Below are 26723 nucleotides of genomic sequence, written 5' to 3' on the forward strand. Positions count from 1 at the left end.
CTCACCAGGCGGGCATGGACGGATACCAGCCGGGGCGGGCGGTATCGGCGAGAGCAGGGTTCATGAAGCGGTCGGTCCCGGCGCCCGAGGCGGCGACGGCGCGGTACTTTTCGACCTTAGCCTCGTCGATGGCGACGCCGAGACCTGGGCCGTCCGGCGGCGTCAGGCGACCGTCCTTCGGCGTGATCTTGCCGCCGACGATGATGTCGTCGACCAGGTGCAGGTTCATGCAGTCGATCGCCGAGCCGAGGTTGGGCATGGCGGCGGCGGTGTGGATGATGGCGGCGTTGCCGACGCCCAGTTCGGCGCTGGAGTGGGCGCTGACGCCGATGCCGGCGGCGTGGCACATCTTGTCGACGATGACGGTGTTGCGCGGGCCGCCCCAGTACCAGAGGTCGGTCAGGACGACGTCGATCGCTTTCACCGCGACGGCCGGGTGGAACTCCTCGAACTGGGTCACGCACATGTTGGTGGCGAGCGGAGTCCGCAGGTGATCGCGGATGCGCGCCATCGCCGCCTGACCCCAGACGGGGTCCTCCAGATACTCGAGGTCTAAGGCTTCCAGCTTCTTGCCCGCGCTGACGGCGGTGGTCGGTGTCCAGGACCCTTGCGGGTCGATGCGCAGCTTCGCGTTCGGAAAGGCGTCGCGCAGGGCGGCGATGGAGGCGATGTCCACCTCGGGCGAATAGTAGCCGCCTTTCAGCTTGAAGCTCTCGAAGCCGTAGGCGGCGTGTTGGGCTTTCGCGAAAGCGACGGCGTCGTCGGGCGTCCGGATTTCCCCTTCACCCGCCGCATTGGCGTGGCGGAAGAAGATGTAGGAGGCGACGGGAACGGAGGTGTGGCTCTTGCCGCCGAGCAGACGGTAGACGGGTTCGCCGATGGCCTTTCCCTGGGCGTCCAGGCAGGCGATCTCGAAGGCCCCCATGACCGGTTCGGGTTTGACGAACGGATAGTAGTTCCAGTGCTTGATGCGCTGGGCGATGTAGTTGGTCTCCCAGATGGAGACGCCCCGGAACAGCTGGCGATAGGGCTCCAGCATGGCGGGGGTGTAGCGGCTGGCGATCTCGCCCCAGCCGACGACGCCAGCCTCGGTCGTCAGCTTGATCAGGGTGCGGCTGTAGTTCGCCAGCGAGCCGTAGCAGGTCAGGATCGGCGCCTCGATCGGCAGCGACAGGGGGATGAATTCAATCTCCTCGATCTTCATCGGGCGTCCTCCCGGATGTCGCCGAAGTAGCGGTTCATGGCGGCGTCGAGCAGGGACTGCATCAGGGCGCGGGCGAGGTCGGCGTCCTTCTCCTGAAGGGCGTCGAGGATGGCGCGACGGCGGGCAACGACCTCCAGTCGGTGTTCGCGCGTGGTGGCCCGGTTGCGGATCACCCGCCAGCTTTCGGAAGCGCGCAGGTCCCACAGTTCTCGGACCAGTTCGGCCAGGATGCGGTTGCCCGAGAAGGCCGCCAACTGGACATGGAAGGTGTAGTCGGACGCGTCGGCGAGGTCGCCGCGATTGAAGGCTCCCTCCGAGCGATCCACGGCGTCGCGCAGCAGGGCCAGTTCGGCGGGCTTGATCAGGGTCGCGGCCATGGCGGCCAAGGCCGGCTCCAGCGTGCGGCGGGCCTGGAACTGTTCCAGCACGCCCGGCTCGTCGCCCTTCAGCGCGCCGGGGCGGCCGGCGGGATCGGTGATGAAGGTCCCGTCGCCGGTGCGGACCTCGATCAGGCCGGCGCCTTCCAGGGCGATCATGGCCTCGCGCACCGAGGGGCGGCTGACGGCGAACATGACGGCCATGTCGCGCTCTGAAGGCAGGCGGTCGCCGGCCTTCAGCCCGCCGGAGCGGATGTAGGCTTTGATCTGCTCGGCGATCTGTTGGTAGAGGCGCGTGGTCTGGATGGCGCGAAAGCCGACGGGCTCTGCGGTCTTGGGGCCCGGCATCAGGCGTCTCCGGTCTTGGGTTTGAGGCGCCACGACAGGATCAGCAGTCCGGCGGCGGGGATCAGGAAGGCGACGATCACGAGGAGGGCGCGGTGCAGGCCCCCGGCCAGACCGAGTTCGGCCTGGAAGTGGCTGGAGAGACCGCCCGCCAGCGTCGGGCCGATGGCCAGGCCGATCAGGTTCATCATCATGAAGAGGACGGCGGTGGCCATGGCGCGCGAGCCCTCCGGCGCCTTGTTCTGGAACAAGGCGAAGATCGGGCCCGACGACATCGAATAGAGAATGGTCGGGATCAGGAGGACCGTAGCCGACAGGATCGCGTCGTTGATCGACAGAGCCAGCCAATAGAGAGGGGCGGCCAGGATGTAGCCGATGGCCGGGATGTCGACATAGGCCGAGGGCCAGCGCGGGGCGAAGCGGTGGACGAGGGCGCCGCCGAGCGCCGTGCCGACCCCGGTCGCCCCGCCCAGCACGATGGCGGCGAACCACGACACCTCCAGCGGCGAGAGGTCGTATTGGCGGATGAAGTAGGCCGGGCCCCAGAGAACCGAGCAGTAGCTGACCATAGTGCCCATGCCGACGCCGATGGAGGCGACCAGCAGGGTCGGCTGTTTCAGGATGCCGACGATCAGCCGGATCATCTGGGTCAGGGAGAAGCGGGGTTTGGACTGATCGATGACACGACGATCCTTGATGGTCAGGAAGATGATGACGGCCAGGACAACGCCCGGCAGGCCGGCGGCGTAAAAGGCCACGCGCCAGCCGAACTCCTGCGCCACCCAGGCCCCGCCGATGACGCCGAGCGCCGTGCCTAGCGGGGCGCCGAGACCCCAGAGGCTGAGGGCGCGGGCGCGCTCGTGCGGGGCAAAGATGTCGGAGAGCAGAGACTGGGACCCGGGTGAACCGCCGGCCTCGCCGAGCCCCACGCCGAACCGGGCGGCCAGCAGGCTCCAGGCGTTCCACGCCAGGCCGCAGGCGGCGGTCATCAGGCTCCAAAAGCCGAGCGCGACAGCCACGACGCGGGCGCGGTTGGCGTTCTCGGTGAAGGCGGCGACGAACAGGCTGAGGGTGCAATAGATCAGGGCGAACCCGACCCCGACGATCACGCCGAGCTGCCAGTCCTCGAGGTGGAACTCATGCCGGATGGGCTCCAGCAGGATGCCCATGATCTGCCGGTCGAGGAAGTTCAGCGTGTAGGCCAGCATGAGCAGGACCAGCACGTACCAGCGGTAACTCTTTGACAGCGCCTCGGGCTGTTGCGTCATGATCGTTTCCCCGCCCCGCCGTTGGCTCGGCGTGTGACAGGCGAGCCTATAGCTGGGTATGGTCGGGTGGTCTAGTGGCCTTACCGCTGGAGGTTCCGTCGTTATCCATGTGGCGACCCGTCAATGACCTGTTTCGGTCAGCAAAAACCTGATGATGAGCGCGGCAGACGGGACAACCTTAGACGGAGGCGCGAGCGGCTTGGGCAGCAATAGGCCGGCGTGCTAGCGTTGTGGAAGCCGGGGCATTACGACGGCCGCCCGTTCGGGGTGAATAGCGGTGCTGTTACTCCGCGAACGGGAAGCGCCGTTTCGCGGAATGGCGCTTAGGCGCAAAGTCAGCTCGAAGGAGGCGTCTTGATCGGCAAGCGCTTGCCCGGTGCGGTGCCTGCATTACGGTTTGGTAATGCCGACAAAACCCGAGCGACAAAACCCGTTTTGGCCGGCGGTGCCCCGGGCACGTAGTAGCGGTCCGCGGATTCTGGCGGTGATCGCCGTTGTGGTTAGGCTCTGGTGACGGCGAGATTTGCCGCTCGTATTCTCTTGGGTTGACGACAAGTCGGGCAGGGGAGGGAGTGTCTGCTTCTGACTCGAAGCGGACATCCAAGACGTCCGCTTCGAGAACGGTGCCCGGCGCCAATGAGAGAATCGAAAAGCAGGGTCTGCTGCGTCGTCTCAGCGGTCCCTCGCGAGTATTCGGTGACCACGGGGCGGTATTTCCAACATCAAGCAGTTTCGCATTAAATCATTGTCCGACAACTTCTTACGCCGACGTCACGGAACAACGACGGGGGAGCCCGGTTCAACCTCCATGGACGATTGCAGCATCCCCGGCCCGGTTGTCCTCGTCGTCGATGACGAAGCCCTGATCCGCCTGAACGCGACCGAGGCACTCAACGACGCTGGTTGCCGGACCTTCGAGGCCGGCGAGGCGGTCGAGGCGATGGCCATGATCGCGGATCACCCCGAGATTTCGGTCCTGTTCACCGACATCAACATGCCGGGCGAGGCCAACGGTCTGCAGTTGGCCGGTCAGGTCCATGCCGTCCGCCCGGATATTCAGCTGATCGTCACCTCGGGACGCGAGCGCCCGTCGCCGGCCGAGATTCCCGACGACGGCCAGTTCATCGCCAAGCCCTACGACATGGATGTGATTTCGGAGATCGTCCGGGCGCATCCGCGAACCCGAACCCCCTCGACCGACTAACGGCTGCGGGCTGTTTGCTCTGCGCACCGAGGCGGGACGGCTGGCCTCGGATGTGGCCTCAGCGCTGTGGGTTACGCCTCGTCCTCTGAACCTGACGCAGGTCGATCGGACGCGATCGGCAAGGGCGGCGACGGCAGGGTCGGCATGGTGAGGATGAAGCGCGTCTCGGCAGCGTCGGATACGGCTCTGAGCGTCCCTTCATGAGCCCGTGCGATCTCCGAGGCGATATGCAGACCGAGGCCGAGGCCCTGCTGGTTGGCGCGTACCTCGCCCCGGAAGAAGGGCTGGAACAGGCGATCCAGGGCGGCGGGCGGAATGGCGTCCCCGGCGTTGGCCACGGAAATCTCCAGCACCCCTTCGGCCGTCCGCGCGCTCAGCCGGATCGGCTGGCGGGGATCGCCGTGGACCAGGGCGTTGCCGAGAAGGTTCGACACCAGCTGCGCCATCCGGCCCGGGTCGAAGCTGACGGGATCCGGCAGGTCGAAGGCGCAGACCAGGGTGCGGCTGGGCTCGTCGACCTCGAGTTCCCGCACGACCTGGCGCAGCACCGGCTCCAGCGGTTCGATCGACCTGTGGAGATCGATGCCACTTCCCAGACGGCTGCGCGCGAAGTCCATGACGTCGTCGATGAGACCCGCCATCCGGTCGACGCTTGTCTCCATGAGTCGCAGGACGCCGAGCGCCTTCTCGTTCGGGGCCTCCCGCTTGAGCAGCCTCGCCGCGCCCACGATCGAGGCCAGGGGGTTGCGCAGGTCGTGGCCCAGGACGGCGATGAACTGTTCACGCAGTTCCGCCGTCGAGCGTTCGTCGTCGAGCCGCCCGCGGAGGTTTCGCTCGACGCTGCGCCGCTCGCTGGCGCGGAAGACCGCGACGCGTATTCCCACGACCTCGCCGGATGCGTCCCTCTGCTCGGTGGCGTTGACCAGGACGGGAAGCGTCTCGCCGGCCTCGGTCAGGAGATCGAGCACCACCTCCTCGATCCGGCCGCGCAGGCGCAGGCGCGGCAGGACATTGGTCTCATAGTAGATGCGGCCCGGCAGGCTCAGGAGGTCGCGCAGCCTGCGGCCGACCAGCTCCTTCGACGGCTTGCCGATCCAGCCGCAGACGGTCGCGTTCGCGCGAGTGATGACCCCGTCCGCGCCGAGGATCAGATAACCGCAGGGCGCGTCCTCGAAGAGGACCTCGAAGTTGGTCGGCGGGATCGTCATGTCGATCCGGGGCTCAGACAAAGGCGCGGATCGCGGCGATGACCTCGGCCGGCGCGCTGAGGTTGGGGCAGTGCCCGGTCGCGTCGAGCATGACGAACGTGCTGCCGGGAATGCTGGCGTGGACATGGCGTCCCACGGCTTCCGGGGCGATGATGTCGTCGCGGCATTGCAGGATCAGGGCAGGGGTGGTCACCAGAGGCAGGTCCGCCCGATTGTCCGAGGTGAAGGTGGTGCGTGCAAAGGCCTCGGCGATCACAGGATCGACCCGGCAGAAGCTCTCGGTCAGTTCCTCGCCGAGCTCCGGGCGATCGGCATTGCCCATGATGGCGGGCGCCATGGCCTCCGACCAGGCCATCGGGCTCTCGGCAAGGAAGGCCAGGAGCTCCTCGATCTGATCGGCGGCGAACCCGCCGACATAGTCGCCGTCGTCGATGTAGCGCGGCGAGGGGCCGACCAGGATCAGCTGGGAGAAGAGGTCGGGCGCGCGGATAGAGGCCAGGACCCCGATCATGCTGCTGACCGAGTGCCCGACGAAGACGACCTGGCTCAGGTCGAGCTCGCGGAGGATCTCGATCAGGTCGTCGGCGTAGCCTACAAGGCTGGCGTATTTGACGGGATTGTAGGCCTTGAGGTCCGAGCCGCCCGCCCCGACGTTATCGAACAGGAGGGTCCGGAAGTCCGTCTCGAACGACGGCGCCACATGCCGCCACATGGCCTGGTCGCAGCCGAAGCCGTGGGCGAAGACCATCACCCGGTCGCCGTCGCCCCGCACGCGCACATTGCTTCGTTGAACAGCCGACATCAGGCGCCCCCAGGCTCCCTTCAGCTTGGCTTTCCAACATCTTATCGCGGGCCACGCCCCCGGACAATCGGGTGTTTCCAAGGTCGAACCGGCAACCGATCAGGCGGCGGACGGTTAGGGCTGGCAAGTCTTCACCAGGAAATCCCCATGTCCGACGCCGCCATCGCCGCCACCAAACGCTTCGGCGAGATCGTCAACACCGGGGCGCTCGACGCCTTTCCGGAGGTCGTGGCCGAGGGCTGCGTCGACAATGATCCGGCTCCCGGACAGGGCGGCGGCCCCGAAGGGTTCAAGACCTTCTTCACCGGCATGCGGGCGGCCTTCCCCGACATGAAGGTGGAGCCCCAGACCATGGTCAGCGAGGGCGACCAGGTCGCCTTCGCCTACACCCTGACCGGGACCCACCAGGGCGACTTTCTCGGCGTCGCCGCCACCGGCAAGCCCATCGAGGTCCGGGGCATGCAGATCGGCCGGTTCGAGAACGGCAAGATGGTGGAGCGCTGGGGCTCGTCGGACGAGCTCGGCATTCTCAAGCAGATCGGCGCGGCGCCGGTCTGAGGCGAGCCGGTGCTCAAGCCTGCGGCCTGCGACGTCGCGGTCATCGGCGCCGGCTCGGCGGGTCTGGCCGCCTATCATGCGGCGAAGGCCACGGGCGCCAAGGTTCTGCTGATCGAGGCCGGGCCCGGCGGCACGACCTGCGCTCGATACGGCTGCATGCCGTCCAAGCTGCTTCTGGCGGCCGCGCGTGCGGCGCGTGACGCCAGAGAGGCCGCGACGTTCGGCATCTGCGTCGGAGATTTCGCGATCGACGGCACGGCGGTCATGACCCGGGTGCAGCGTGAACGCGATCACTTCGTCGCGGGCGTGCTGGAGGAAGTCGCCGCCATCCCGCCATCGGACAGGCTGCACGGCCGGGCGCGGTTCGCCGGCCCCGACACCCTGACGGTCGACGACCACACGCGCGTCTCGGCACGGTCCATCGTCATCGCCACCGGCGCGCGACCGGTTGTCCCCACGGATCTGGCCGAGACCTGCCAGGAGCGGGTCGTCACGCACGAGACGGTCTTCGACCTGGAGACATTGCCGCGCGCGCTGGCCGTGATCGGCGCGGGCCCGCTCGGTCTGGAGCTGGCCCTGGCCTTCGTCCGGCTGGGCGTGAAAACGACGATCTTCGACGAGGGGGACAGTATCGGGGCGGTCCGGGATCCGGTCGTCGCCGAGGCCGTGGCCGATCAGCTGAAGCGCGAGCTCATCTTCGAGCTCGGAGTGACGGTCGAGGCGAAGCGCAAGGCGGACGGCGACATCCTGCTTCACTGGACAGAGGCCGGCGGCAAGGCGCGACGCGGGACCTTCGACTACGTCCTCGTCGCGACGGGGCGGACGCCCGCGCTCGACGGGCTGGATCTCAACCTCGCCGGCCTGGACTGCGACGAGGACGGCGTGCCCGTCTTCGACCCGGACACCCTCCGCTGCGGGCGGTCGAACATCTTCATCGCCGGCGATGCCAACGACGACCGGCCCGTGCTTCACGAGGCGTCGCTTCAGGGGGAGCTCGCCAGCCGCAACGCCGCGCACGCGCCGAAGCTGGAGAAGCGGACGCCCATGCCGCAGATGGCGGTGGTCTATTCCGACCCCGACATCGCCACGGTCGGCCCGGGCTGGGACAAGGACGCGGCCGAGGGCTGGATCATCGGCTGCAGCGACGACGTCGGACGGGCGCGGGTCGACGGCAGGCCATCGGGAATCTTGCGCATCTATGCCGGGGCGGGCGACGGCGTGCTTCTTGGCGGCGAATTGTTCGGGCCCGACGTCGAGCATCTCGCCCATCTCCTGGCCTGGGCGGTGCAGCTGAAGATGACGGCCAGGGACGTGCTCGCGCTGCCCTTCTACCATCCGACGATGGAAGAGAGTTTGCGGACCGCCCTGCGCAACCTGGCCGATCAGCAGAAGGGCTGACCTCAGCCGCCGTCGCGGAAGTCCGGATAGAGGCTCATGCCGCCGTCGACGAAGAGGGTGGTCCCGACCACATAGTCGGCCGCGTCCGAGGCCAGCCAGACCGCGCTTTGCGCGATGTCCTCGACCTCGCCGATCCGGCCGTAGGGGATCAACTTCAACAGCTTTCTCGCCGCGGCCGGCGTGTCCCACGCGGCGGTGTTGATCGGCGTCCTGATCGCCCCCGGGGCGATGGCGTTGACGCGGATCTTCTGGTCGGCGAGCTCCTGGGCCATCGTCTCCATCAGCATCCTCACCCCGCCCTTGGCCGCCGCATAGTTGGCGTGACCCGCCCAAGGGATGCGTTGGTGGACCGAGGTGACGAACAGCACCTTGCCGAGCGCCCTGGATCGATTGGGCTCCAGCCCCTGACGCCGGAAACGCCTGGCCGCCTCCTGGGCGCAGAGGAAGGCGCCGGTCAGGTCGAGGTCGATGACCTTGCGCCAGTCCTCTAGCTTCATCTCAAGAAAGGGAGCGTCAGACTGGGCGCCGGCGTTGGCGACGAGGATGTCAACGCCGCCAAAATGGGCGTCGGCCGCATCGAAGAGCTTCTGGACATCGCGCGGTTTGGAGACGTCGCCCCGGACCGAGACCGCCCGGCCCTCTTTCTCGAGGATCTCGGCGGTCACGGCCTTGCCCGCCTCGGCATCGCTGTGATGGTTGACGACAACGGCAGCCCCCGCCTCGGCGAAGGCCAGAGCGATGGCCTTGCCGATGCCGGAGCTGGCGCCAGTGACGATGGCGCGCTGGCCGGCGAGAGGTTTCTGGCTCATGCGGCGCGCTCCTCGGCGGGGGTGACGGATCCTGAGATGACGCCGCCGTCGCCTCGGCTGACGCGGCAGTCGAACCTTTGGTCGCCGACGGTCAGGCCCAGGATCTCCAGCCGGGCGACGCCTGTCGGCAGCAAGGGGTTGTCCAGCACCGGCCCTGACGGACCGGGGCGCAGACCGAGCAGTTCGGTCAGCAGATAGGGCGCCGCTCCGGCCGACCAAGCCTGCAGGGGCTCCGCGAACGGGCACCGTGCGGGAAACAGTCCGGGTTCGCGGTCGAATCCAATGAAGAACTCCGGCAGCCGGCCTATGGCGAAATGCTCCGACACATCGATCAGGGCGTCGAACAGGGCGACTGCGGGCGCGTCGAGACCATGACCCTTCATGCCGGCCGCGATCAGAGCGTTGTCGAACGGCCAGACGCTGCCGAGGTGATAGTTGAGGGGATTGTAGGCCGCCGCGTCCGCCGACAGGGTGCGCACCCCCCAGCCGCAGTTCATGTCGGGCCGCATCATCCGCTCGGCGGTGCGGCTCGCCTTGTCGGTGTCGGCGATGCCCGACCACAACACCTGGCCGGCGTTGGAGCTGACGACATCGAGCTGGCGCCCGCCGTCCTCCAGGCCCAGAACGAAACAACCCTCGGCCTCCATCCAGAAGTCCGCGTTGAAGTGCTCGCGCAGGGCGTCTGCCGTGGCGTCGAGGCTGGCCGCAACCGCATCCTCGCCCGCCCTCCGGCAGGCTGCGGCCATCAGGCGTCGCGCGAGCCAGGCGTAGCCCTGGACTTCGCTGAGCGCGATCGAACCGTCGGACGGGCCGCCGTCGGCGCGCGGCACGCCGGTCTTGGAGTCCTTCCAACCCTGATGGATCACGCCGTCTTCGTTTTGGCGGTCGTAGGTCAGATAGCCCTTGGGATCGGCCGCGCTCCGCTCCGTCATCCACGCCAGGGCCGCGTCGACGCTGGTCCGGAGCTCGTCGAACAGGGCATGCGATCCCGTCCACTCCGCATGGCGTCCGATGAGGATGAGGAACAGCGGCGTCGCGTCGATCGACAGATAGCTCGGCCGATGCGGGACCTCTCCCAGGTTGGCCATGGCGCCCACGCGGAGTTCATGCGGGATCTTGCCCCGCTCCTCCCCCGTCTCAGCGTCATTCTTTCGACCCTGGTGGCGGGCGAAGAGGCGCAGCACCCCTTCGGCCGGTCGGGGATCGAACGGCAGGCTCTGCAGGGCCGCGATCAAACTGTCCCGACCGAAGGGGGCGACGAACCAGGGCAGGCCGCCGGCGATGAAGGGCTCCTCGAGCTCGGTCAGCAGCATCGCCAGGTCCTGGAACGACCGATCGAGCAGGCGGTCGAAGACGGGGTTGTCGCTGGAGACCGAGACGCCGTCGAACACTGCAGGCGCCGGCGGTATGGCGTGGGCGGGCGCGCCGACCTCCTCCACCTCGAAACGAATCTTGAGCGCTTCCGTCTGCTGCGCGTCGATTTCCAGGTCGAAGGCGAGCCGGCGGGCGCTGCCGTGGACCGTTATTGTGGGCGCGCCATCCAGCAGCATGGTCAGGCGCCGTTCGACCGCGTCGGCTCCGACGTAGCGGAAGGTCAGTCCATCGTCCCGGGTCTCGACGGAGCGCAGGGGGCCGCGCGATTTGGCCTCGGCGCCGCGCAGTTCGAAGATGTCCTCGAACAGGGCGTCGATCGTCAGGGCCAGTTCGAACCGGATCGGCTCCAGGGCGAAGTTGCGGATCTCGATCCGGTCGGCGAGGCCGAGGCCGTCGCCGGTGACCGTACGGCCGAGGCGCAGACCGAAGCACTGGGCCGCCATCGGCTTGCCGTCGGTCTGGACGATCTCGTCATTGGTCAGCTGGTGGACCGCCTCGAACCGGCGGGCCGCGCTCGACATCAGCACCAGGGGCTCACGGCCGCCGAGGGTGAGCTCGTAGCGGCTCAGGTAGCGGGTATCGCGGTGGAAGAGGCCGAAGCCGGCGTCGGTGCCGCCGGGTATCCATCCGTTCGGGCAGGTCCCAAGGAACAGGGCGCCGTCCTTGATCAGGATGGGCTGGGTGACTTCCGTCATAAAGGGGGTGTCGCTCAAGTCCGGCTCCCAGTTCACGCAAGCCAGGCCAGCGAAGTCTAACAACGCGCCAGACGGCCGGTCGCTTCACTCCCAAGCAATTCAGAACGATGGAAACGCCGCGGATGACGGGGCGTTGAGGCGGACCAGCCCGCCCGCACCGCGCGGCCGTTCACAGCCACAGGATTCTCCGATGACCGACCGCATGACGATGCAGGACCCCCGCGAACAATACCCCAGGCCGCCCTTCCCGAAACAGCCGCAGCCGGTTCCCGGCCTTGCCGCGAAGATGGATCCCGAGCCCGATCACGGCGAGACCAGCTACAAGGGCTCGGGGAAGCTGACGGGCCGCAAGGCGCTCATCACCGGCGGCGATTCCGGCATCGGTCGCGCCGCCGCCATCGCCTATGCGCGCGAAGGCGCGGACGTCGCCATCGCCTATCTGCCGAGCGAACGGACCGACGCCGACGAAGTCATCGCCCTGATCGAGGCCGAGGGTCGCAAGGCCGTGGCCCTGCCCGGCGAGATCACCAACGAGGCCTGGTGCAGACAGCTCGTGGCCAATGCGATCGAGGGGCTGGGCGGACTCGACATCCTCGTCATCAACGCCGGCCACCAGCAGGCGCGTGAGTCGATCGCCGAGGTCACCTCGAAGGATTTCGACGTGACGATGAAGACCAATCTCTACGCCATGCACTGGATCACCCAGGCGGCGGTCCCGCATCTGAAGCCCGGCTCGGCCGTCATCACCACGGCCTCGGTTCAAGCCTATGATCCGTCCGCTATCCTGCTCGACTACGCCACGACCAAGGCGGGCATCGTCGCCTACACCAAGGCGCTGGCGAAGCAGCTGATCGAGAAGGGCGTGCGCGCCAATGTCGTGGCGCCGGGGCCGTTCTGGACCGCGCTGCAGTCCAGCGGCGGTCAGCCGCAGGAGAAGGTCATGACCTTCGGTGAGCAGAGCGCCTTCGGCCGTCCGGGTCAACCGGTGGAGATTGCGCCTGTTTACGTCCTGCTGGCGTCACAGGAAGCGAGCTTCACGACCGGCGAGGTCTATGGGGTCACGGGCGGGGCGGGCATCGGCTAGCTCGCCAGCGTCTGGACCGCAGCTCGGCCACGTCCAATACCTGCTCTTTGAATACCCGGAGTGTCCGCTTTTTGATGGTCGACCAATGTCTGGTTCTTGGGCAAAGCGGAGAAACTAGACTGCGCATCGACGTCGTAACAAACTGGCAGTTCAAGATTGGGCTCGTGAGAACAACCCTGTGCTGAAACAATCAATCGCCGCTGTCATTTTTGCGGTCTTGCTGGGCGCCGCGAGTCAGGACGGTGGGACTAGTCCGTGGTTCGGGACGTGGGCGCTCAGGGCGCAGGACGCTGGCGACCGCCCCGAGACGTTGATCTACAGCGATGCCGGCGCCGGCGCGATGCGAATGGAGTCGGTGGAAGCCCAGAGCGTCATCGTTACCCATTTCGATGGAGAGCCCATGGTCGATATCGGTCCCAATAGCTCCAGCAGTGCACTGGCTGTGACCGCGACTTCGCCGACAAGCTATGCCTGGACCTTTTGGAAGGATGGCCAGCCATTTGTGCAAGGCCTTAACACCCTCGCCGCTGATCGACAGTCTTTCACCGAAGTCAGTTGGCTGGCAGACGAACCCGAAAACAGGGTCACGCTGATTTACGAACGGCGTTGACTGTCTGCGCGCTGAAGCGTCGCTCTGAATGTCCGCCTTGCGAGCCGAACTCGATGTCGGCTCTTGGCGCATCTGCGCCGTTTGAGGCGTATTTTGAGGAAGGGGCGTCGATCGTGGGAGGTGGCAATGAGCCAGCCCGATCTCTTCCGTTTACCTCGCAAACCCTGGAACGCTGGCCGAATGACCGGAGCTAAGGCACCGCTCAAGCCGAAGCACATCTGGGCGATCCGACAGCATCTCAAGTCGGTCGGATCGGTCCGAGATCTGGCGATGTTCAACATCGCATTGGACGCCAAGCTGCGGGGCTGTGATCTCGTAAAGCTCCGGCTCGGTGATATCGCTCAAGGCGGCGTCGTTCGGCAGCGATCGACAATTGTTCAGCAGAAGACCGGTCGACCGGTCCCATTCGAAATCACGGAGGCTGCAAGGGACGCTTTGGCGCACTGGCTCGAACGCCGAGGGCGGCGCCGTGACGACTGGTTGTTTCCTAGCCGCAGCCGAGATGGAGCGCATATCGGTACTCGGCAGTATGCTCGCTTGGTCGACGCCTGGGTGGGAATGATCGATTTGGATCCCAGCGCATACGGCACCCACAGCCTCCGACGGACAAAGGTGGCCATGATCTACAAGAAGACCGGCAACTTGCGAGCCTGCCAACTGCTGCTCGGCCACGGAAAGCTGGAGAGCACCGTCAGATATCTCGGCATCGAAGTCGACGACGCGCTGGAGATCTCGGAGCAGATCGACCTCTGAACCGGCTTGGGGCGGCCCGCCACAAAGCGGACTGCCCCAATGTCTTAGAAGGTGGGAAGCAGACATAGCCTCCCACCCGTTGGCGCGTCAGCCGATCACGAACCTGTCCCGGTGCGCATCAATGAATGCGTCGAGCGAGGTCAGCGGCACGCCCCAGTTCCGGACGGCGTTGAGGTCGACCTTGTAGCCTTCGACATTGTTCCAGATTTCGTGCTTGTAACCCAGCTCACCGTAGGGCTTCGCGAGTGACTGTTCCTTAGTCAGCGTCACCGCCGTAACCGTCTTTCCGGTGGCTCTCGATATGAGAGCCGCCACCTCGGGCAAGGTCGCGTTTGTTGCGGCGAGGTCGATCTCGTGTCCGTGGAACCGCGCCGGATCGGCGAACGCCGCCGCCGCGAACGCGCCGATGTCCGTCGCTGCGATCCAGTCGATGCCGGTATCGGCGGCGACCGCTGTCTCGAAGCGGCCCTGTTCACGGATGCTGGGCCACATGGCCTCCACCATCGGCGGCACGAGATTTTCCATGATCATGGCCGGCTTCAGGATCGTCCAATGGCGGAAGCCTTGCGCCTTGACCATGTCGATCACAGCGGACTTGTTGTTCCAGTAAAGCGGCTCCCACCGTCCGTCGTCCCAACCGATGAAGTTGGCCTGATCGCCTGCGCGGGCGACGGAGGTGTGGACGACGGTCTCCACACCCGCTCGACCGGCAGCCTCGATCAAGGCTCTGCCGGTTACGACTTCGGTGTCCGGGTCACCTGGATGCGATCCCATCTGCATCGAGAATAGACCGCTCACGCCATCTAGAGCGGCGTCGAGGCTAGCGGGAACGTTGAAGTCGCCCTGCACGACCTCCACACCCTGCGCCGCCAACGACCGAGCCGCTGACGAGCGGGTGTCGCGGGTCATCGCGCGAACGGAGCGTCCATCCCGCAACAGTGCGCGCACGACCGCGCCGCCCTGCTTGCCCGTGGCGCCAGTGACAAGGATCGGGCGCTGATCAGCCTGCGCGTTCGTCATAGGAAACTCTCTCTTTGCTGTGGGCGCTTCGGGCGCTCTGGAAAGCCCATCTGGCCCTAGCTAATACGAAACGCAAGAGTTCCGGTTTGATTGAGTTTCGTAATGTCCCTATCTTGTCGCGATGGACCAGACAGCGGATCGACATCAGCGCCGCCTTCCCCCAGCAGCCCGTGGGCGAACTCAGGACAGAACTCGCGATGACCGGCTGATCAGCGCGACCCTCGAGCTGCTTGCCGAGCGCGGCTATCATGGGCTTACGATGACCGATGTCGCGACCCGAGCGGGCGCGTCCAAGGCGACCCTCTATCGGCGGTGGACGACAAAAGCCGACCTCGTCGCCGATGCCGTAGATACGATTAGTCCAGCCGTCTCGCCTGCATATCCGGGCACCTCGTTGCGAGATGACCTTCTCGCACTGCTGGAACAGGCTGGAACCTGTGATGGCCGATCAGAGGTCGTGACCGCTACTATGGACATGGCTCGGCTGGACCCCGACCTCTATCGAACACTGGCGGGACGTTTCTCGACCTTCATCCGCAGTGAGTTGGGCGAGCTTGCTCGACGGGCAGTGGAAGAGGGACACGCGCCGCTTGCTGATCTCGATCTGGACGCAATGAGTGACGTGGTGGTCGCCCATTTGGCGCATGACGCGGGCCCCGCTGGTGTATCGGTTCCGCGTGAGAGGCTCGCCCGGTTGGTGGACCATGTGCTGCTTGTCCTCCTCACAGGTGTGCGTACGCGCTGATCTTCCATCGCGCTCGATGCCGTGTGTTGAACGTCCGCTATGGGTCGACAGCGGTCAAAGGCATCTGACCGAAAAGCGGACGTTCCGAGGCCCAAACAGCGTGGCTGAATGTCGTGTTTTCGGCGCTAGGCCAATGTCCGCTCCTGGCGCAGAGCTGACATTCCTCCCCCATCAGGCGATCAGTTGCTCTGGCTTCACCTTTAACGCCTTCGCCATCCGCTCGAGCACGGTAACCGTGGGGTTCCGCACGCCACGCTCCACGCCTGAGACATAGGTTCTATGCATGTCCGCCTCGAAGGCGAACAGCTCCTGCGACAGGCCTGCTTCGGTCCTGAACCTCTTCACGTTCTCACCGACACGCTTGCGGATATCCATGCCCGGAGAGGGCAGGCGCGCATCCCATCGGTCGACAGATTATGAGTCACATCAGACTTGACTGCCGCGCTTTGTCGAGCTGTCCATGTCGTCCTTGGTGACTCATAGGATGCATGATTTGGAAGCGGCATTTATCGGACTTTGCGTGGCGATCGGCCTCGGCCTGATCCCGGCCTCGATCGCCCATGCCAAGGGGTACGACTTCGGGCTATTCTGGGTTTATGGCATCCTTGTACTAATCGTCGCACTACCGCACGCGATCACCCTGACGCCCGACCGCCGCCGCCTGGATCAGCGCAAGGCCCGCGAAGGGTACGGCCACTGCCCCTCCTGCGCCGAGCTCGTGCGGAAGCAGGCGATCCGTTGCCCTCATTGCCAGTCGGGTCTCGTCGCGCATGATTGACGATCAACCGGACCAAGCCGAGGCGCCCCGCCCACGCAGCTTGATCGTCGATGTCGCCGGCGCGAACTCAAGGGCACCGGTTGTACCTAAGCCGGACTCTAAACGCCCGAAGCTCAAGACGCAGACCTGGGCATTCTTCTTTGCCGCGGGGGCGGTTTTGGTGGTCGGCTTGATTGGTATGGAGATTGTGAGAGATCGCGCCGGCTCCGGAGGCGCTGCCATTGGCAGCTGTCAGGACGTAGACGGAGCCGTGGCGGCTATTCGTACGACCGTCGACACCTATGCCCGCACGGAGACTGAAGCCCTGCAGTTTCGGCAGCGCCACATCAGCCGTGAGGTGAGCACCGCCCGGGGCTGCACAATCTCGGTCTACGGTGAGCTCCGCGTCACTTGGCCGGACGGCATGACGACCAACGAAGCATTTGATGCCAGTGCCATGCCGGCCCGCAATGGCAGCCAACGCTGGATCGTGGATGGCCCGTTCTTCTACGATCAGGCCGACGATGACGTTATACAGTAGCTGGCCACCCTGTCTCACCCGATTGGGTCCCGGTCGCTTCCGGGCCACGCAGAAGGCAAGCCCGCGTCCGGGTCCATATCTATCGCCGGTAGCGGATTTCAGAGAAGGTCGTCTACCGCCTGCTCTAGTCGGTCCCGCCAGGCGAGCTTGTCGAGCCAGGAATAGGGTATTCCACCAGCTCCGCCCAAGGCGCCGGCCAACTGCCCGGTAATGGCTGCGGTTGTGTCCGCGTCCTGACCCAGATTGGCCGCCAGCAGCACGGCGTCTGCGAAGCCAGCGCTCCGTCCGACAGACCAGAGAGAGGCTTCCAGGCTGTGAGCGACATACCCCGTGGCCCGGATCTCGGCCCGCCGTTTGCCGCGCCAGGAGCCAGTGGCGATTCTGTCGATGGCGCCGGCCCAGTTGCTGGACCGGCCACGCAGCACCTCCGACCTGCTGGCGCCCTCGATCGCGTCTGCCAGGGTTTCGGCGTAGATGACACAGGCATCGACCGCCTCTGCCGCGGCGTGGGTGGTCTTCGACTGCCGCGCTGCCGCATCCCGCAAGCTCTCCCGGTTGCCGAAATAGCGGATCGCCACCGGCGCAAGTCGCATCAGCGATCCATTGCCAGCCGAGTACGCGTCTGTGGAGCCGCAATGATCGCCCTTGGTGCGCCTCCAGCGCGACAAAGCCTGTTGCGTCGTCGCCCCGATGTCGAAGCAGTGGCCCGTGCAGGAGTAGGCGCCCGTCGCCCACCATTCGGAGAACCGGCCCAACAGGTCCTGTTCGTTCAAGCCGCCGCAGGCGTTCAAGCTGTCGGCCAGCGCCAGCGCCATGGCTGTGTCATCCGTCCACTGGCCAGGCTTCAGGCCAAAGGGGCCACCGCCAACCATGTCGGTGAGCGGCGGGTAGCTGTCGCGGGCTTTGAACTCCAGGGTCGTGCCGACAGCGTCGCCGACCGCGAGCCCCAAAAGGGCGCCGTTCGCCCGCTCGCGGATCGCATCGGCCGCGGTCGAGGGCTGGCGCTCGGCGACCGCGCGTGTGCCCAGCACATGGGCTTCCTGGGCGGTGGTTTCGATCGCGCCTGGGCGGACGCGCCGTACGTCCTCGATAGCTTTCGCGGGCTCAACGCCAAGCTCCACCATCAGGCGGGCGGCGATCATGCCGGCGCGGCCCAGCCCGCCCTTGCAATGGATCACAACGTCGAAGCCTGCGCGCAGGCGATCGCGTAGCCCTTCGCCGATCGTTTTCCAAACGGCTTCGAACTCGGGGCCCGGAACCGAGACGTCGGGGATCGGGGCATGGAGCCAGTTCATTTGCATCCGCCGGGCGGATGCGCCCAGACCTTCGACCTTCAGCGCCTTGAGCTCGTGGGCTTCGACCAGGGTGAGGACTGCTGCGGCGCCCCAGTCGGCGATGGCCGCCACATCAAGCTCGAGGTCCCGGTTCCAGCCGCCGGTGGCGGCTGAGGGTTGTACCTTGCCCGGGCAGAAGGTGATGCCGACACGGCCCAGATCTGGCCCGGGGTGAACCGACGCGATCTGGAGAGGGTGGGTGAGGGAGGTGCGGGTCATGGACGGCGCATTCGCTCCACGGCCTTAAGAAGTCCAGTCGATCGACCGAACTACTCGGGCTCGTCCTCGAAGAAGCCGTTTTTGCGCAGAGCAGCGGACAGGATATCGACGACCGGATCGTCGGAGAGCACGGTCTGCTTTTTCCAGCGGCGCTGACGGGCCTCGATCACGTCGAAAATCTTGACCGCGCCCTGGGTCGTCTTGGCTTCCCCGGTGACCGCTTCTCGCACCATCTTCCTGACGATGGCTTTCCGGGCTGTCACGCTCTCGCCATCCGTCGTAAACGCGATCGCCTCTTCAAGGGCGGCTTCAAGCTCTTCTGCCAAGCTCTTGGGCTTATTGCGGCTACCGCGTGGGCGACCAGGATTGCCGGGCTTGAACTGGTGTTCGGGAGGCGGGCGGCCGTAGCCGACGCCCGGCTGCGGCTGCGGCTGCGGCTGCAGCTCCGGCTGCTGCTGCGGCTCAGGACTGAAACCCATCTCCTGTGCGTCAGTAGGGTCGTTCATGACTGAGGCGCCTGCAGCAGCTTCATATCGGCGATCGGGGAGCACACGCCCAGGCGCTCCGCCTCGACCTCCTCGAAGGTCTGGCCCGTTGCCTGCAGATAGACCTCGCCGCCGGTGAGGCCCTGGTAGCGGCGAACGATCACATCAACGTAAAGCGGATCGAGCTCCAGCACGCGAGCGACGCGGCCGGCCTTATGGGCCGCGATCAGGGTCGAGCCGGAGCCGCCGAACGGATCCAGCACGAGGTCGCCACGGTTCGACACGTCCATGATCGCGTCCATAACCATGACGACCGGCTTGGCGGTTGGGTGGAGCGCCAGGTCGTTCATACGGTCCGAGTGGAAGCCCGAGGCGCCCGGGTACTGCCAGAGATTGGTGCGATAGCGCACCGAACCTAGGCCGAAGTTGTTGACGTGATCGCCTTCCCCTTTGCGGAACACGAACACCAGTTCGTGCTGGCTCCGGTAGAAGGCGCCCATGCCGGCGTTGGACTTGGCCCAGACGCAGACGTTGGCGAGCTCGTCGAAGGCCGCATCGCCTGATTCGATCATCTCGTACATATGGCGCCAGTCCATGCAGACGAAGGCGACCGCGCGGTCCATCAGATTGTCGGCGCTGCAGCACATCGATTGCAGAAGGAACTCGGTGAACTCCTCGACAGACATCTCGCCGGACGCCATCGGGAACTCGCGACGGTCGATGCCGCGTCCGGCCACGAAACCCGAGATCTTGAGGTTATAGGGCGGGTCCGTGAACATCATCCGCGCCTTCTCGCCGGGGGCCATCAGCGCATCGTAGGCTTCGGCGGTCGTTGCGTCGCCGCAGGCCAGGCGGTGGTCGCCCAGAAGCCACACATCGCCCGGACGCGTGATGGGCAGCGAATCCGGGCCAGGCGGCGGGTCACTTGGCCCGTCGCCGCTGAACCCGATCGAGAGGGCCTTGTCGACCTCGGCCTGGCTGAAACCGAGGTCCCACAGGGAGGCTTTCAGTTCCAGCGGCGCGAGAAACTGCAGTTCCAGCTTCAATGCGCCATCGTCCCAGCTGGACAGTTGGCTGAGTTTGTTATCGGCCAGCATGAAGGCGCGCTGGTCTTCCTCGGACAGGTGGGCCTGTGAGACAACGGGCACTTCGTCGAGGCCGAGTTGGATGGCTGCCTCGAGGCGGGCATGGCCAGCCAGCACCTGGTTGTTGGAGCCGACGACGATCGGGAGCGCGAAGCCGTACGCCCGCATATTGGCGGCCAGCTTCCGGATCTGTTCAGGCGGACGAACGCGCGACTTGTTAGCGTGCGGCTTTAGCAGGTTGACCGGCAGCAGGCGAACCTTCGCGGCGAGAAGGATGATCTGGGGCAGGTTTGGGATAGGCGGTTCTTGAGGCATGAACGGCTCCTGTAACTGGGAGCTGTACAAAGAGACCTTGGAACCCGGGCGGGCGATCAGATGGTTTTGACCCTAGGCCGCCTTGCGCTCTCTGGCGGCGAGACGACGGCCTTTAAGATGCTGCTCCATCAGGCTTGCGACACTGGTCTGGCGGATGGCGGGGGCGATGATCTGGACTGCGGCGGACACGAAACGCCCGGCCGCGGAATGGGCGTGGCCGGTGTACTCGGTCCGGAGCTTGGGGTTGTGGGTGGCCTTGAGGCCGGTGCCCGTTTCCCAGGCATCCACCAGCTCGGCGATCAGGCGCCGTTCGGCCGGGCTGGCGGGGAGGGGGCCGCGGCTGTCCGTCCGGCACTGCATAAGGGCGTATTCGATCAGGTCCAACGACATCTCGCTGACCGACAGGTCGATGCTGTCCGGCTTACGCAGGCCGATGGCGTGAAGAAGCCGGAAAGCCAAATCGTCGTCTGAGGCGAGATACAGCTCCTCCAACGTGCCTCGTGCCCGGTCGGTCGGATCGCTGCGTGCTTTCCCGACCCAGTCGAGCATGATCGCGATGGAGCCGTTCTGCTCCCCCTTGGAGGCCTTGCCAGCGTCCTCCTGGGCGAAGTCGCGGTAGTAGCTGTTCGCAATCGTCTCAAGACGGGCCGTATCCTTGGCATTGACGCTGTCGAGCCGCGTCAATGCCTGTCGCTGATCTTCGGTCACGCGGCTCACGACGCGACCGGCGGCCACATCCTCCGGGCTGCCGTCGATCATGACAACGCCGTCCCGACCCAATGAAATTTTTCTGCGAGCTGGCATGGGGGGGCGATGTCTTGATTCTCGTGTCGCAGTGAAGATTACAGTCGCATTTTATTCGAAAGGACGCATTTATGTCGGTCATGAATGCTCAAGCTGTTCCTTCTGATGTCGATGCGTTGTTCGACGCGCTGATAGAACAGCTTGAGCATGCAGTCGATCTTTCGAGCCGTCCGAATAGAGACGAGCGGCTTGGGGACATCCAGGCCTGCTGCATCGAAGCCGCTCGTCTGGCCGGTGAGGCCATGGCCAGCCCGGTCTGACGCCGCATCATCCCGTCTTTTCGCCCGCCTTGCGGGCTCGGGTCGGTACTGGCGGGCCGTTCCGCCTGAAGGAGCCGACTATGACCCCAAACCGAAACAAGCCGACAGCGACCGGCGCTCAAACCCGTGCGCCTCAGGCGCCGTCTAGCCCGCCGTTAGAGCAACTTGATCTAGCTTCGTCGCGAGCGTCCCGCGTGACTAAGACGGCCGCCGTCATCGCTCTTTTGCAGCGACCTGAAGGCGCTACACTGGATCAGATCGTCGATGCGACGGACTGGCAGCGCCACTCCGCTCGCGGCGCGCTTGCAGGTGCGATCCGTAAGAAACTGGGCGCACCGGTCAGCTCGGAAGTCATTGAGGGCCAGCGGCGTTACCGCGCGCCGAAGGCCGGCGCGTGAGCCCGAGCGAGGCAGAGAAGGCCGTGATCGCGTTGGAAGGCATGGACGTGGCTGCGTTGCGTAAACGCTGGAGTGAAGTTTACATCCAGCCGCCGCCCTCCATGCGGTCACCGTACCTTCTGAGGCTGCTGTTGGCCTGGCGAATCCAGACGCAGGCCTTCGGCGGTCTGGACGCCGCCACCCGGCGGACGGTGCTGTCGAAGGCCAAGCCTCATGTGGGGCCCAAGCTTTCAGCCGGGACGCGCATCACCCGCGAGTGGCGGGGGCGCACCCATGATGTCGAAGTGATCGAAGGCGGCTTCCTCTACAGTGATCGACGCTTCGCGAGCCTCTCGGAAGTGGCCCGCGAGATCACCGGGGTTCGCTGGAACGGTCCTCGCTTCTTTGGGCTCCGGAAGGCCAAGGCGGCATGACGACCAAGCCCGCTAAGCTGCGCTGCGCCGTCTACACGAGGAAGAGCAGCGACGAGGGGCTCGATCAGGCTTTCAACAGCCTGCATGCCCAGCGCGAGGCCTGCGAAGCCTATGTTAAAAGCCAGGCGGGGGAGGGGTGGGTTCTCCTGCCCACGCTGTACGACGACGGCGGCCTGTCGGGTGGGACCATGGAGCGACCCGCGCTGAAGCAACTGCTCGCCGACATCGAGCATGGGATCGTCGACATCGTCGTGGTCTATAAGGTCGATCGCCTGACCCGATCGCTCATGGATTTTGCACGCATTGTCGAGCGCTTTGATCAGCATCAGGTCTCGTTCGTCTCCGTGACCCAAGCGTTCAACACCACAAACTCCATGGGGCGCCTGACACTGAATGTCCTTCTGTCGTTCGCCCAGTTCGAGCGCGAAGTGACCGGCGAACGGATCCGCGACAAGATCGCCGCCTCCAAGGCCAAGGGGATGTGGATGGGCGGTACACCGCCCCTCGGCTACGCGCCGCCTATCGATCCAACGACCAGGGCCCTGGTCGTGATCCCGGATGACGCGGACAGGGTACGCGACCTATTCGAGCGCTATGTGGCGCTCGGATCGGTGCATGCTCTGAAACAGGAGCTCGACGCGGCCGGCGAGATGACTCGCGTGCACGTCTCGCGGAACGGCAATGCGCGAGGCGGCGCAGCTTGGGGAAGGGGAGCCCTGTTCCATCTGCTGCGTAACCGGGTCTATCGTGGTGAGATCGTCCATGGCTCGAAGACCTACCCTGGAGCGCACCCTGCCATCATTGCGCAGGAGTTGTTCGACCGGGTCCAGGCGTCGTTGGACGCCAATGGGGCCGAGCGGCGCGACCGGGCTGTGAAGCCGGGCGGATCGCCGCTGACCGGGCTGATCCAGGATGCCGACGGCCTGCCGATGACCCCCGCGATCGCCTACGGAAAGCTGGGCCGCAAGTACCGTTACTATGTTTCTCGCCCACTGCAGGAAGGGCGGGCCTCTTCACTGGATCGGAGCCAGGTTCGTCGCGTGCCGGCCGGGGCGATCGAGGACTGGGTGATAGACGCCCTGACTGGGGCCGGCCTCGTGGCAGACGAGGCGACATGGTCGGACAACCGCGAGCGTTTGGTAAGCGTGCGTCTCCACCAGGATCGGATAACGATCACGGCCAGGGCTCATGATCTTGATGCGGCGGCCATCTCGTTCGCGCAGTCGCGTCTGGGGCCTGATCAGGTCATGCGCATCAAGCCTGGCAAGGTCCGGTTGATCGAGATGGATCTGCTTCGCCGTCCGCAGTTCCGCGGCGGGCGAACCTGGGCGACCTCAAAGGCCGGTGGATCGGTCGGTCATTCGACACAAGGCGAAGACGCTATGCTGACCAAGCTCCGGCGCGCTCATGCCATCGTGAACCGGCACGGCGCTTCGCCGCTGGCGACATCGTTCGATGAGGCCCGAGGCATTGACGACTCATTCGAGCGTCGGATCGCCGCCCTGGCCTTCCTCGCGCCAGACGTTCAGAAGGCGATCGCGGAAGGCCAAACGCCGATCGACCTCACCAAGGCTCAGCTACAGTCCTTGCGCCTTCCTCTGTCATGGTCTGAGCAGCGCAAGATGCTCGGACTTGCATCCCACGCCGACTAGCTGCATCGCTGCTTCTCAGTGGATCGGGCCCTCTAGAGCCTAGGCGCTTTCCCGTACTTTTCCCGTATTTACGGGAAACCGGAGTCGATCGCCAAGGCCCGGAGACAAAGCCTAGAATTGGGCGCGAGGCGTGCGGGAATAAGCCGCTGAGAGCTCCGGCGACAGCCTGTTGGGAGCTGAAAATCTCTTGTATTTCAGAGGGATGTCGCTAGCCAACCTGTCGGAGATAGGTCGCTAGAAATGGCTGGCGGAGAGGGTGGGACTGTCCCCAACCCAGCTCTAACTACTGAAACATATAAGCTTTTTCTGAGGCGGATGTAACGCTTGGAGCTACCGCCTGTAACGCTTCTTGGCGCTCTAGCCAATAGGAAGTCCTTGATTGATCGGGCAACGACGGCAATCCTACAGGCTGGATCAGCTCAAGCCCAAAATGCCTCACCGGGTCATCCATGCGGGAGCCAGTTATGCCTGCCTCCTGGCACCTACTTGACGGCCGGCGCTCAACCCCTAAGTGCATAGCTAAAGCTCAGCTTCACCTCGGGTTCGTTTCGGGAAAAACCATGTCGTTTGATGCAAAAGTCTTCAAGATCTTGATAGCCAGCCCAGGCGACGTGGATGAGGAACGTCAAGCAATCCCGGAAGTCATTGCTCGATGGAACAATGCTAATGCTGAGGCCAATGGAGTGGTACTTCTCCCGGTCAAATGGGAGACCCATTCCGCTCCACTAATGGGAGACCGGGCCCAGGGTGTGATAAACGATCAAGTAGTTAACAGCTGCGACATGGCCATTGGCGTTTTCTGGACGCGATTAGGCTCTCCCACCGGTGTCAGCGAAAGCGGCACCGCCGAAGAAATCGAGTGGTTCATAAGAACCAGAAACCTGTAATGGTTTACTTCTCATCGAGAAGCATAGATCCCACAAAGTTGGACCTGGAGCAGTACAAGGCACTGAAAGACTTTGAAAAAAGAATGCAGAAGATAGGGCTAACTGGCGCTTACAACAATCTTACAGACTTCCGTGAGCAGCTATTCAATCAACTATCTATAAATGTACGCAACCTCATTGATGGGAAGCCGGTAGTTGCCCCTACCGCCAAAGAGGCAAAGGCTAAAGTCAGCTCGATTGTGAAGATTGCGAAGGCTGGTAAGGTCCATATGGAGGACTATGAGAAAGATGGTGTCGTGAAAGCCTTTGTTGTAAAAGGTGATACGAAACCTATCAAGGAAGGGCTCAAAGGGCTGGGCGGTCGGTGGAACGGAACACTAGAGGGCTGGATCTTCCCGAAATCCCGAGAGCTAGAAATCGCAGAGTTCCTCAAAGCTCAGGCCGCTATTTGACGGCGAACGGGCCAGCCCAAACTGGCGTGTTGATCTAGGCGGATCGCCCGACCCCCAGGCCGGTAGCCGAAGGGAGTGCATCGAGCTCACCCACGGCGTCCTGCATCACCAGTGTCAACACAATCTCCCGGGGATATCCGGTAACAGCGCTCAACGAGTGGTGGCAGTTGCCGGGAACCCACCTTACCCTATGGCCATGCTTGGATTTTTCTCCGACACTTTCGGTGTCCCCGAACAAACGCTCGCTGACTATGGCGCTCTCGACGTTTCGTTGATCGCGGACCTCCCGCTCTTCATCGATCCGTTTTTGCTATTCACTAGCCCGAAGCCAGAATATCAACAGCTTCATGCCGACATTGTTAAATATCTCAAGTTCTTGAAGGCCAAGAGCGACGCGGGAGCCGTAACAAGTGGTCTGCTGCGAGAATGGTATTGCTTCAAAGAAGTCAAGCAGAATTGGATGGGGTATTGCGAACTTGGCAACGAGGGCGCGGGTCTGGGTATCGAGTTCGCGCGTTCGCTCAACCGAAATCTTTCTATTATTCTCCAAGATTTCGGCAGCGAGTTAAGTACGGCTGGAACTCACCTGGAAAAGGTATGCCTAATCAAAGATGGCGTGGGTAAAGACAACGTAAGTGACTTTGCTACTAATTTAATCAAACACTATCTTTTGAAGTTCACTCAGGAATTTGCTGTCGAGCAAGTCCCGAAGGAAATGTTGCGGAAGGTGGTCGTGGATCGCGCCCGATTTGACTACGGGATGGAAGTGTGGGTGCGTGAGGCATATACGCTTCCCTATTTCAATGGTGACTTCATCCTTCTGACGCCCACGGATATGCTCACTAAAGATGAGAACTGGATAAATCAGCGGGATATGGTGGATCGTTTCCGGTCGATCCCTGCTGCGGTGTCGGATCCACAGATACGATCTCAGGTGTCTAACTATTTTGAAAAGCTATTATGGGAGGACGTCGAGGAAGAACCTACGGCTGATGACTTTCGTGAAGCTGCCCTTGAGACTGTGAGAAAGTTCCCCTTCCTATTAGATGTTTACATCAAGATGAAGGAAGAAACGGGCGATCAAGCTTTGAGTTTCAGTGATGAGAAGGTGCTTTTTGCGCAGCTTGTATTTAACTCTGCTGTTCGCGGCATATCAGAACTACTGCCTGAAGATTTCTACGCGTCGCCTCCTGTTGGCACTTATCAAGAGGCCCAGGATCGCCTTCGCTACCTAAAGCACGTCATTGAAGATCAAGGCGGACATCGCTTTTTCTACCAAGACGGCATACCTATAAGGCGGGAGAAAGACCTGCACGTTCTTTATCGACTTGTCTGGTTTGGAACAAAGTCAGATTTTGGCGCTGAGGCTGATGACGGGCGAGGCCCTGTTGATTTCAAAATCTCATACGGCGCAAAGGATAAAACGCTCGTTGAGTTCAAGCTAGCAGGTAGTTCATCTCTGAAGAACAACCTGAAGAAGCAGCTTCCGATATACCAGATAGCAAGCGACGCTCCGAAGGGGATTAAGGCAATCGTGTACTTCACGGAGAGAGAGTTCGAACGCGCCGAAGGAATAGTAGCTGAACTTGGCATGACGGGCAGCCCAAATATTGTTTTCATTGATGCCCGTTCGGACAACAAGCCATCAGGCTCCAAGGCCAAGTAGC

The 26723-nt window shown here is 64.1% G+C and carries 29 protein-coding genes; 16 read left to right on the top strand and 13 right to left on the bottom strand.

Features of this window, described 5'->3' with window-relative positions; all coding sequences use genetic code 11:
- Position 1: 1 nt before the first annotated feature.
- From O5O43_RS04080 to O5O43_RS04090, 3 genes are read right to left on the bottom strand one after another with little or no spacing between them, the layout of a single operon-like run.
- Entirely contained in the window at positions 2-1204 is a 1203-nt protein-coding gene (locus O5O43_RS04080) for an enolase C-terminal domain-like protein (RefSeq protein WP_271085645.1), read from the bottom strand.
- Entirely contained in the window at positions 1201-1929 is a 729-nt protein-coding gene (locus O5O43_RS04085) for a FadR/GntR family transcriptional regulator (RefSeq protein WP_271085646.1), read from the bottom strand. Before O5O43_RS04085 ends, O5O43_RS04080 begins: the two co-directional genes overlap by 4 nt.
- Positions 1929-3194 (bottom strand): MFS transporter, encoded by a 1266-nt coding sequence (locus O5O43_RS04090; RefSeq protein WP_271085647.1) that lies wholly within the window; start codon positions 3192-3194, stop codon positions 1929-1931. Before O5O43_RS04090 ends, O5O43_RS04085 begins: the two co-directional genes overlap by 1 nt.
- 808 nt (positions 3195-4002) lie before the next feature.
- On the opposite strand from O5O43_RS04090, the gene O5O43_RS04095 reads away from it, so the two are divergent.
- Positions 4003-4398, top strand: coding sequence for a response regulator (locus tag O5O43_RS04095; RefSeq protein ID WP_271085648.1), 396 nt, complete (start codon positions 4003-4005; stop codon positions 4396-4398).
- 71 nt (positions 4399-4469) lie between these two features.
- Here O5O43_RS04095 and O5O43_RS04100 read toward each other — a convergent pair whose 3' ends face one another.
- Entirely contained in the window at positions 4470-5606 is a 1137-nt protein-coding gene (locus O5O43_RS04100) for an ATP-binding protein (RefSeq protein ID WP_271085649.1), read from the bottom strand.
- Positions 5607-5619: 13 nt separating this feature from the next.
- Positions 5620-6408, bottom strand: coding sequence for an alpha/beta hydrolase (locus O5O43_RS04105; protein WP_271085650.1), 789 nt, complete (start codon positions 6406-6408; stop codon positions 5620-5622).
- Positions 6409-6555: 147 nt separating this feature from the next.
- Here O5O43_RS04105 and O5O43_RS04110 point away from each other — a divergent pair, with 147 nt between their 5' ends.
- The gene (locus tag O5O43_RS04110) at positions 6556-6966 is read left to right on the top strand and encodes an ester cyclase (protein ID WP_271085651.1); all 411 of its coding nucleotides are present in this window, start codon (positions 6556-6558) and stop codon (positions 6964-6966) included.
- A 9-nt stretch (positions 6967-6975) separates the two neighbouring features.
- Positions 6976-8364, top strand: coding sequence for a dihydrolipoyl dehydrogenase (locus tag O5O43_RS04115; RefSeq protein ID WP_271085652.1), 1389 nt, complete (start codon positions 6976-6978; stop codon positions 8362-8364).
- 2 nt (positions 8365-8366) lie between these two features.
- On the opposite strand, the gene O5O43_RS04120 is transcribed toward O5O43_RS04115, so the two are convergent.
- Both O5O43_RS04120 and O5O43_RS04125 read right to left on the bottom strand, forming a co-directional pair.
- Complete coding sequence (locus O5O43_RS04120; RefSeq protein WP_271085653.1) at positions 8367-9173, bottom strand: glucose 1-dehydrogenase; 807 nt, start codon at positions 9171-9173, stop codon at positions 8367-8369.
- Positions 9170-11260 (bottom strand): glycogen debranching N-terminal domain-containing protein, encoded by a 2091-nt coding sequence (locus O5O43_RS04125; RefSeq protein WP_271085654.1) that lies wholly within the window; start codon positions 11258-11260, stop codon positions 9170-9172. Before O5O43_RS04125 ends, O5O43_RS04120 begins: the two co-directional genes overlap by 4 nt.
- A gap of 172 nt (positions 11261-11432) precedes the next feature.
- Between O5O43_RS04125 and O5O43_RS04130 the strand changes: the two genes are divergently transcribed.
- The 3 genes from O5O43_RS04130 (at position 11433) to O5O43_RS04140 (ending at position 13689) form a co-directional block, all read left to right on the top strand.
- Positions 11433-12326, top strand: coding sequence for an SDR family oxidoreductase (locus O5O43_RS04130; RefSeq protein ID WP_271085655.1), 894 nt, complete (start codon positions 11433-11435; stop codon positions 12324-12326).
- A 178-nt stretch (positions 12327-12504) separates the two neighbouring features.
- Positions 12505-12936: a hypothetical protein gene (locus tag O5O43_RS04135; RefSeq protein WP_271085656.1), complete on the top strand. Its 432-nt coding sequence runs from the start codon at positions 12505-12507 to the stop codon at positions 12934-12936.
- A 126-nt stretch (positions 12937-13062) separates the two neighbouring features.
- The gene (locus O5O43_RS04140) at positions 13063-13689 is read left to right on the top strand and encodes a tyrosine-type recombinase/integrase (protein WP_271085657.1); all 627 of its coding nucleotides are present in this window, start codon (positions 13063-13065) and stop codon (positions 13687-13689) included.
- A gap of 87 nt (positions 13690-13776) precedes the next feature.
- Here O5O43_RS04140 and O5O43_RS04145 read toward each other — a convergent pair whose 3' ends face one another.
- Positions 13777-14709, bottom strand: coding sequence for an NmrA/HSCARG family protein (locus O5O43_RS04145; RefSeq protein ID WP_271085658.1), 933 nt, complete (start codon positions 14707-14709; stop codon positions 13777-13779).
- Positions 14710-14830: 121 nt separating this feature from the next.
- Between O5O43_RS04145 and O5O43_RS04150 the strand changes: the two genes are divergently transcribed.
- Positions 14831-15454, top strand: a complete 624-nt coding sequence (locus O5O43_RS04150) for a TetR/AcrR family transcriptional regulator (protein WP_271085659.1) — start codon at positions 14831-14833, stop codon at positions 15452-15454.
- A 171-nt stretch (positions 15455-15625) separates the two neighbouring features.
- Here the strand turns inward: O5O43_RS04150 and O5O43_RS04155 are convergent, their stop codons facing one another.
- The gene (locus tag O5O43_RS04155) at positions 15626-15799 is read right to left on the bottom strand and encodes a helix-turn-helix transcriptional regulator (RefSeq protein WP_271085660.1); all 174 of its coding nucleotides are present in this window, start codon (positions 15797-15799) and stop codon (positions 15626-15628) included.
- A gap of 175 nt (positions 15800-15974) precedes the next feature.
- On the opposite strand from O5O43_RS04155, the gene O5O43_RS04160 reads away from it, so the two are divergent.
- Both O5O43_RS04160 and O5O43_RS04165 read left to right on the top strand, forming a co-directional pair.
- Complete coding sequence (locus O5O43_RS04160) at positions 15975-16232, top strand: hypothetical protein (RefSeq protein ID WP_271085661.1); 258 nt, start codon at positions 15975-15977, stop codon at positions 16230-16232.
- A complete protein-coding gene (locus O5O43_RS04165; RefSeq protein WP_271085662.1) occupies positions 16225-16752 on the top strand; it encodes a hypothetical protein in 528 nt (175 codons plus the stop codon). The genes O5O43_RS04160 and O5O43_RS04165 overlap by 8 nt, the downstream gene beginning before the upstream one ends.
- 98 nt (positions 16753-16850) lie before the next feature.
- Here O5O43_RS04165 and O5O43_RS04170 read toward each other — a convergent pair whose 3' ends face one another.
- From O5O43_RS04170 to O5O43_RS04185, 4 genes are all read right to left on the bottom strand, one after another.
- Entirely contained in the window at positions 16851-18305 is a 1455-nt protein-coding gene (locus O5O43_RS04170; protein ID WP_271085663.1) for an ADP-ribosylglycohydrolase family protein, read from the bottom strand.
- A 50-nt stretch (positions 18306-18355) separates the two neighbouring features.
- The gene (locus O5O43_RS04175; RefSeq protein WP_271085664.1) at positions 18356-18811 is read right to left on the bottom strand and encodes a DUF5681 domain-containing protein; all 456 of its coding nucleotides are present in this window, start codon (positions 18809-18811) and stop codon (positions 18356-18358) included.
- On the bottom strand, positions 18808-20190 hold the full coding sequence (locus O5O43_RS04180; protein ID WP_271085665.1) for a DNA methyltransferase: 1383 nt from the start codon (positions 20188-20190) through the stop codon (positions 18808-18810). The genes O5O43_RS04175 and O5O43_RS04180 overlap by 4 nt, the downstream gene beginning before the upstream one ends.
- A gap of 72 nt (positions 20191-20262) precedes the next feature.
- A complete protein-coding gene (locus O5O43_RS04185) occupies positions 20263-20949 on the bottom strand; it encodes a hypothetical protein (RefSeq protein WP_271085666.1) in 687 nt (228 codons plus the stop codon).
- A gap of 116 nt (positions 20950-21065) precedes the next feature.
- On the opposite strand from O5O43_RS04185, the gene O5O43_RS04190 reads away from it, so the two are divergent.
- The 7 genes from O5O43_RS04190 (at position 21066) to O5O43_RS04220 (ending at position 26722) form a co-directional block, all read left to right on the top strand.
- Entirely contained in the window at positions 21066-21254 is a 189-nt protein-coding gene (locus O5O43_RS04190) for a hypothetical protein (protein WP_271085667.1), read from the top strand.
- 194 nt (positions 21255-21448) lie between these two features.
- Positions 21449-21652, top strand: a complete 204-nt coding sequence (locus O5O43_RS04195; protein ID WP_271085668.1) for a DUF3489 domain-containing protein — start codon at positions 21449-21451, stop codon at positions 21650-21652.
- A gap of 23 nt (positions 21653-21675) precedes the next feature.
- A complete protein-coding gene (locus O5O43_RS04200) occupies positions 21676-22065 on the top strand; it encodes a DUF2924 domain-containing protein (RefSeq protein WP_271085669.1) in 390 nt (129 codons plus the stop codon).
- The gene (locus O5O43_RS04205; protein WP_271085670.1) at positions 22062-23717 is read left to right on the top strand and encodes a recombinase family protein; all 1656 of its coding nucleotides are present in this window, start codon (positions 22062-22064) and stop codon (positions 23715-23717) included. The genes O5O43_RS04200 and O5O43_RS04205 overlap by 4 nt, the downstream gene beginning before the upstream one ends.
- Before the next feature lie 560 nt (positions 23718-24277).
- Positions 24278-24604 (top strand): hypothetical protein, encoded by a 327-nt coding sequence (locus tag O5O43_RS04210; RefSeq protein WP_271085671.1) that lies wholly within the window; start codon positions 24278-24280, stop codon positions 24602-24604.
- Positions 24605-24642: 38 nt separating this feature from the next.
- Positions 24643-25056: a hypothetical protein gene (locus tag O5O43_RS04215; RefSeq protein WP_271085672.1), complete on the top strand. Its 414-nt coding sequence runs from the start codon at positions 24643-24645 to the stop codon at positions 25054-25056.
- Between the two features lie 190 nt (positions 25057-25246).
- Complete coding sequence (locus O5O43_RS04220) at positions 25247-26722, top strand: hypothetical protein (RefSeq protein WP_271085673.1); 1476 nt, start codon at positions 25247-25249, stop codon at positions 26720-26722.
- Position 26723 lies beyond the last annotated feature (1 nt).

Origin of the sequence: Brevundimonas sp. NIBR11 (assembly GCF_027912535.1) — a bacterium.
In the GTDB taxonomy this organism is placed as follows: domain Bacteria; phylum Pseudomonadota; class Alphaproteobacteria; order Caulobacterales; family Caulobacteraceae; genus Brevundimonas.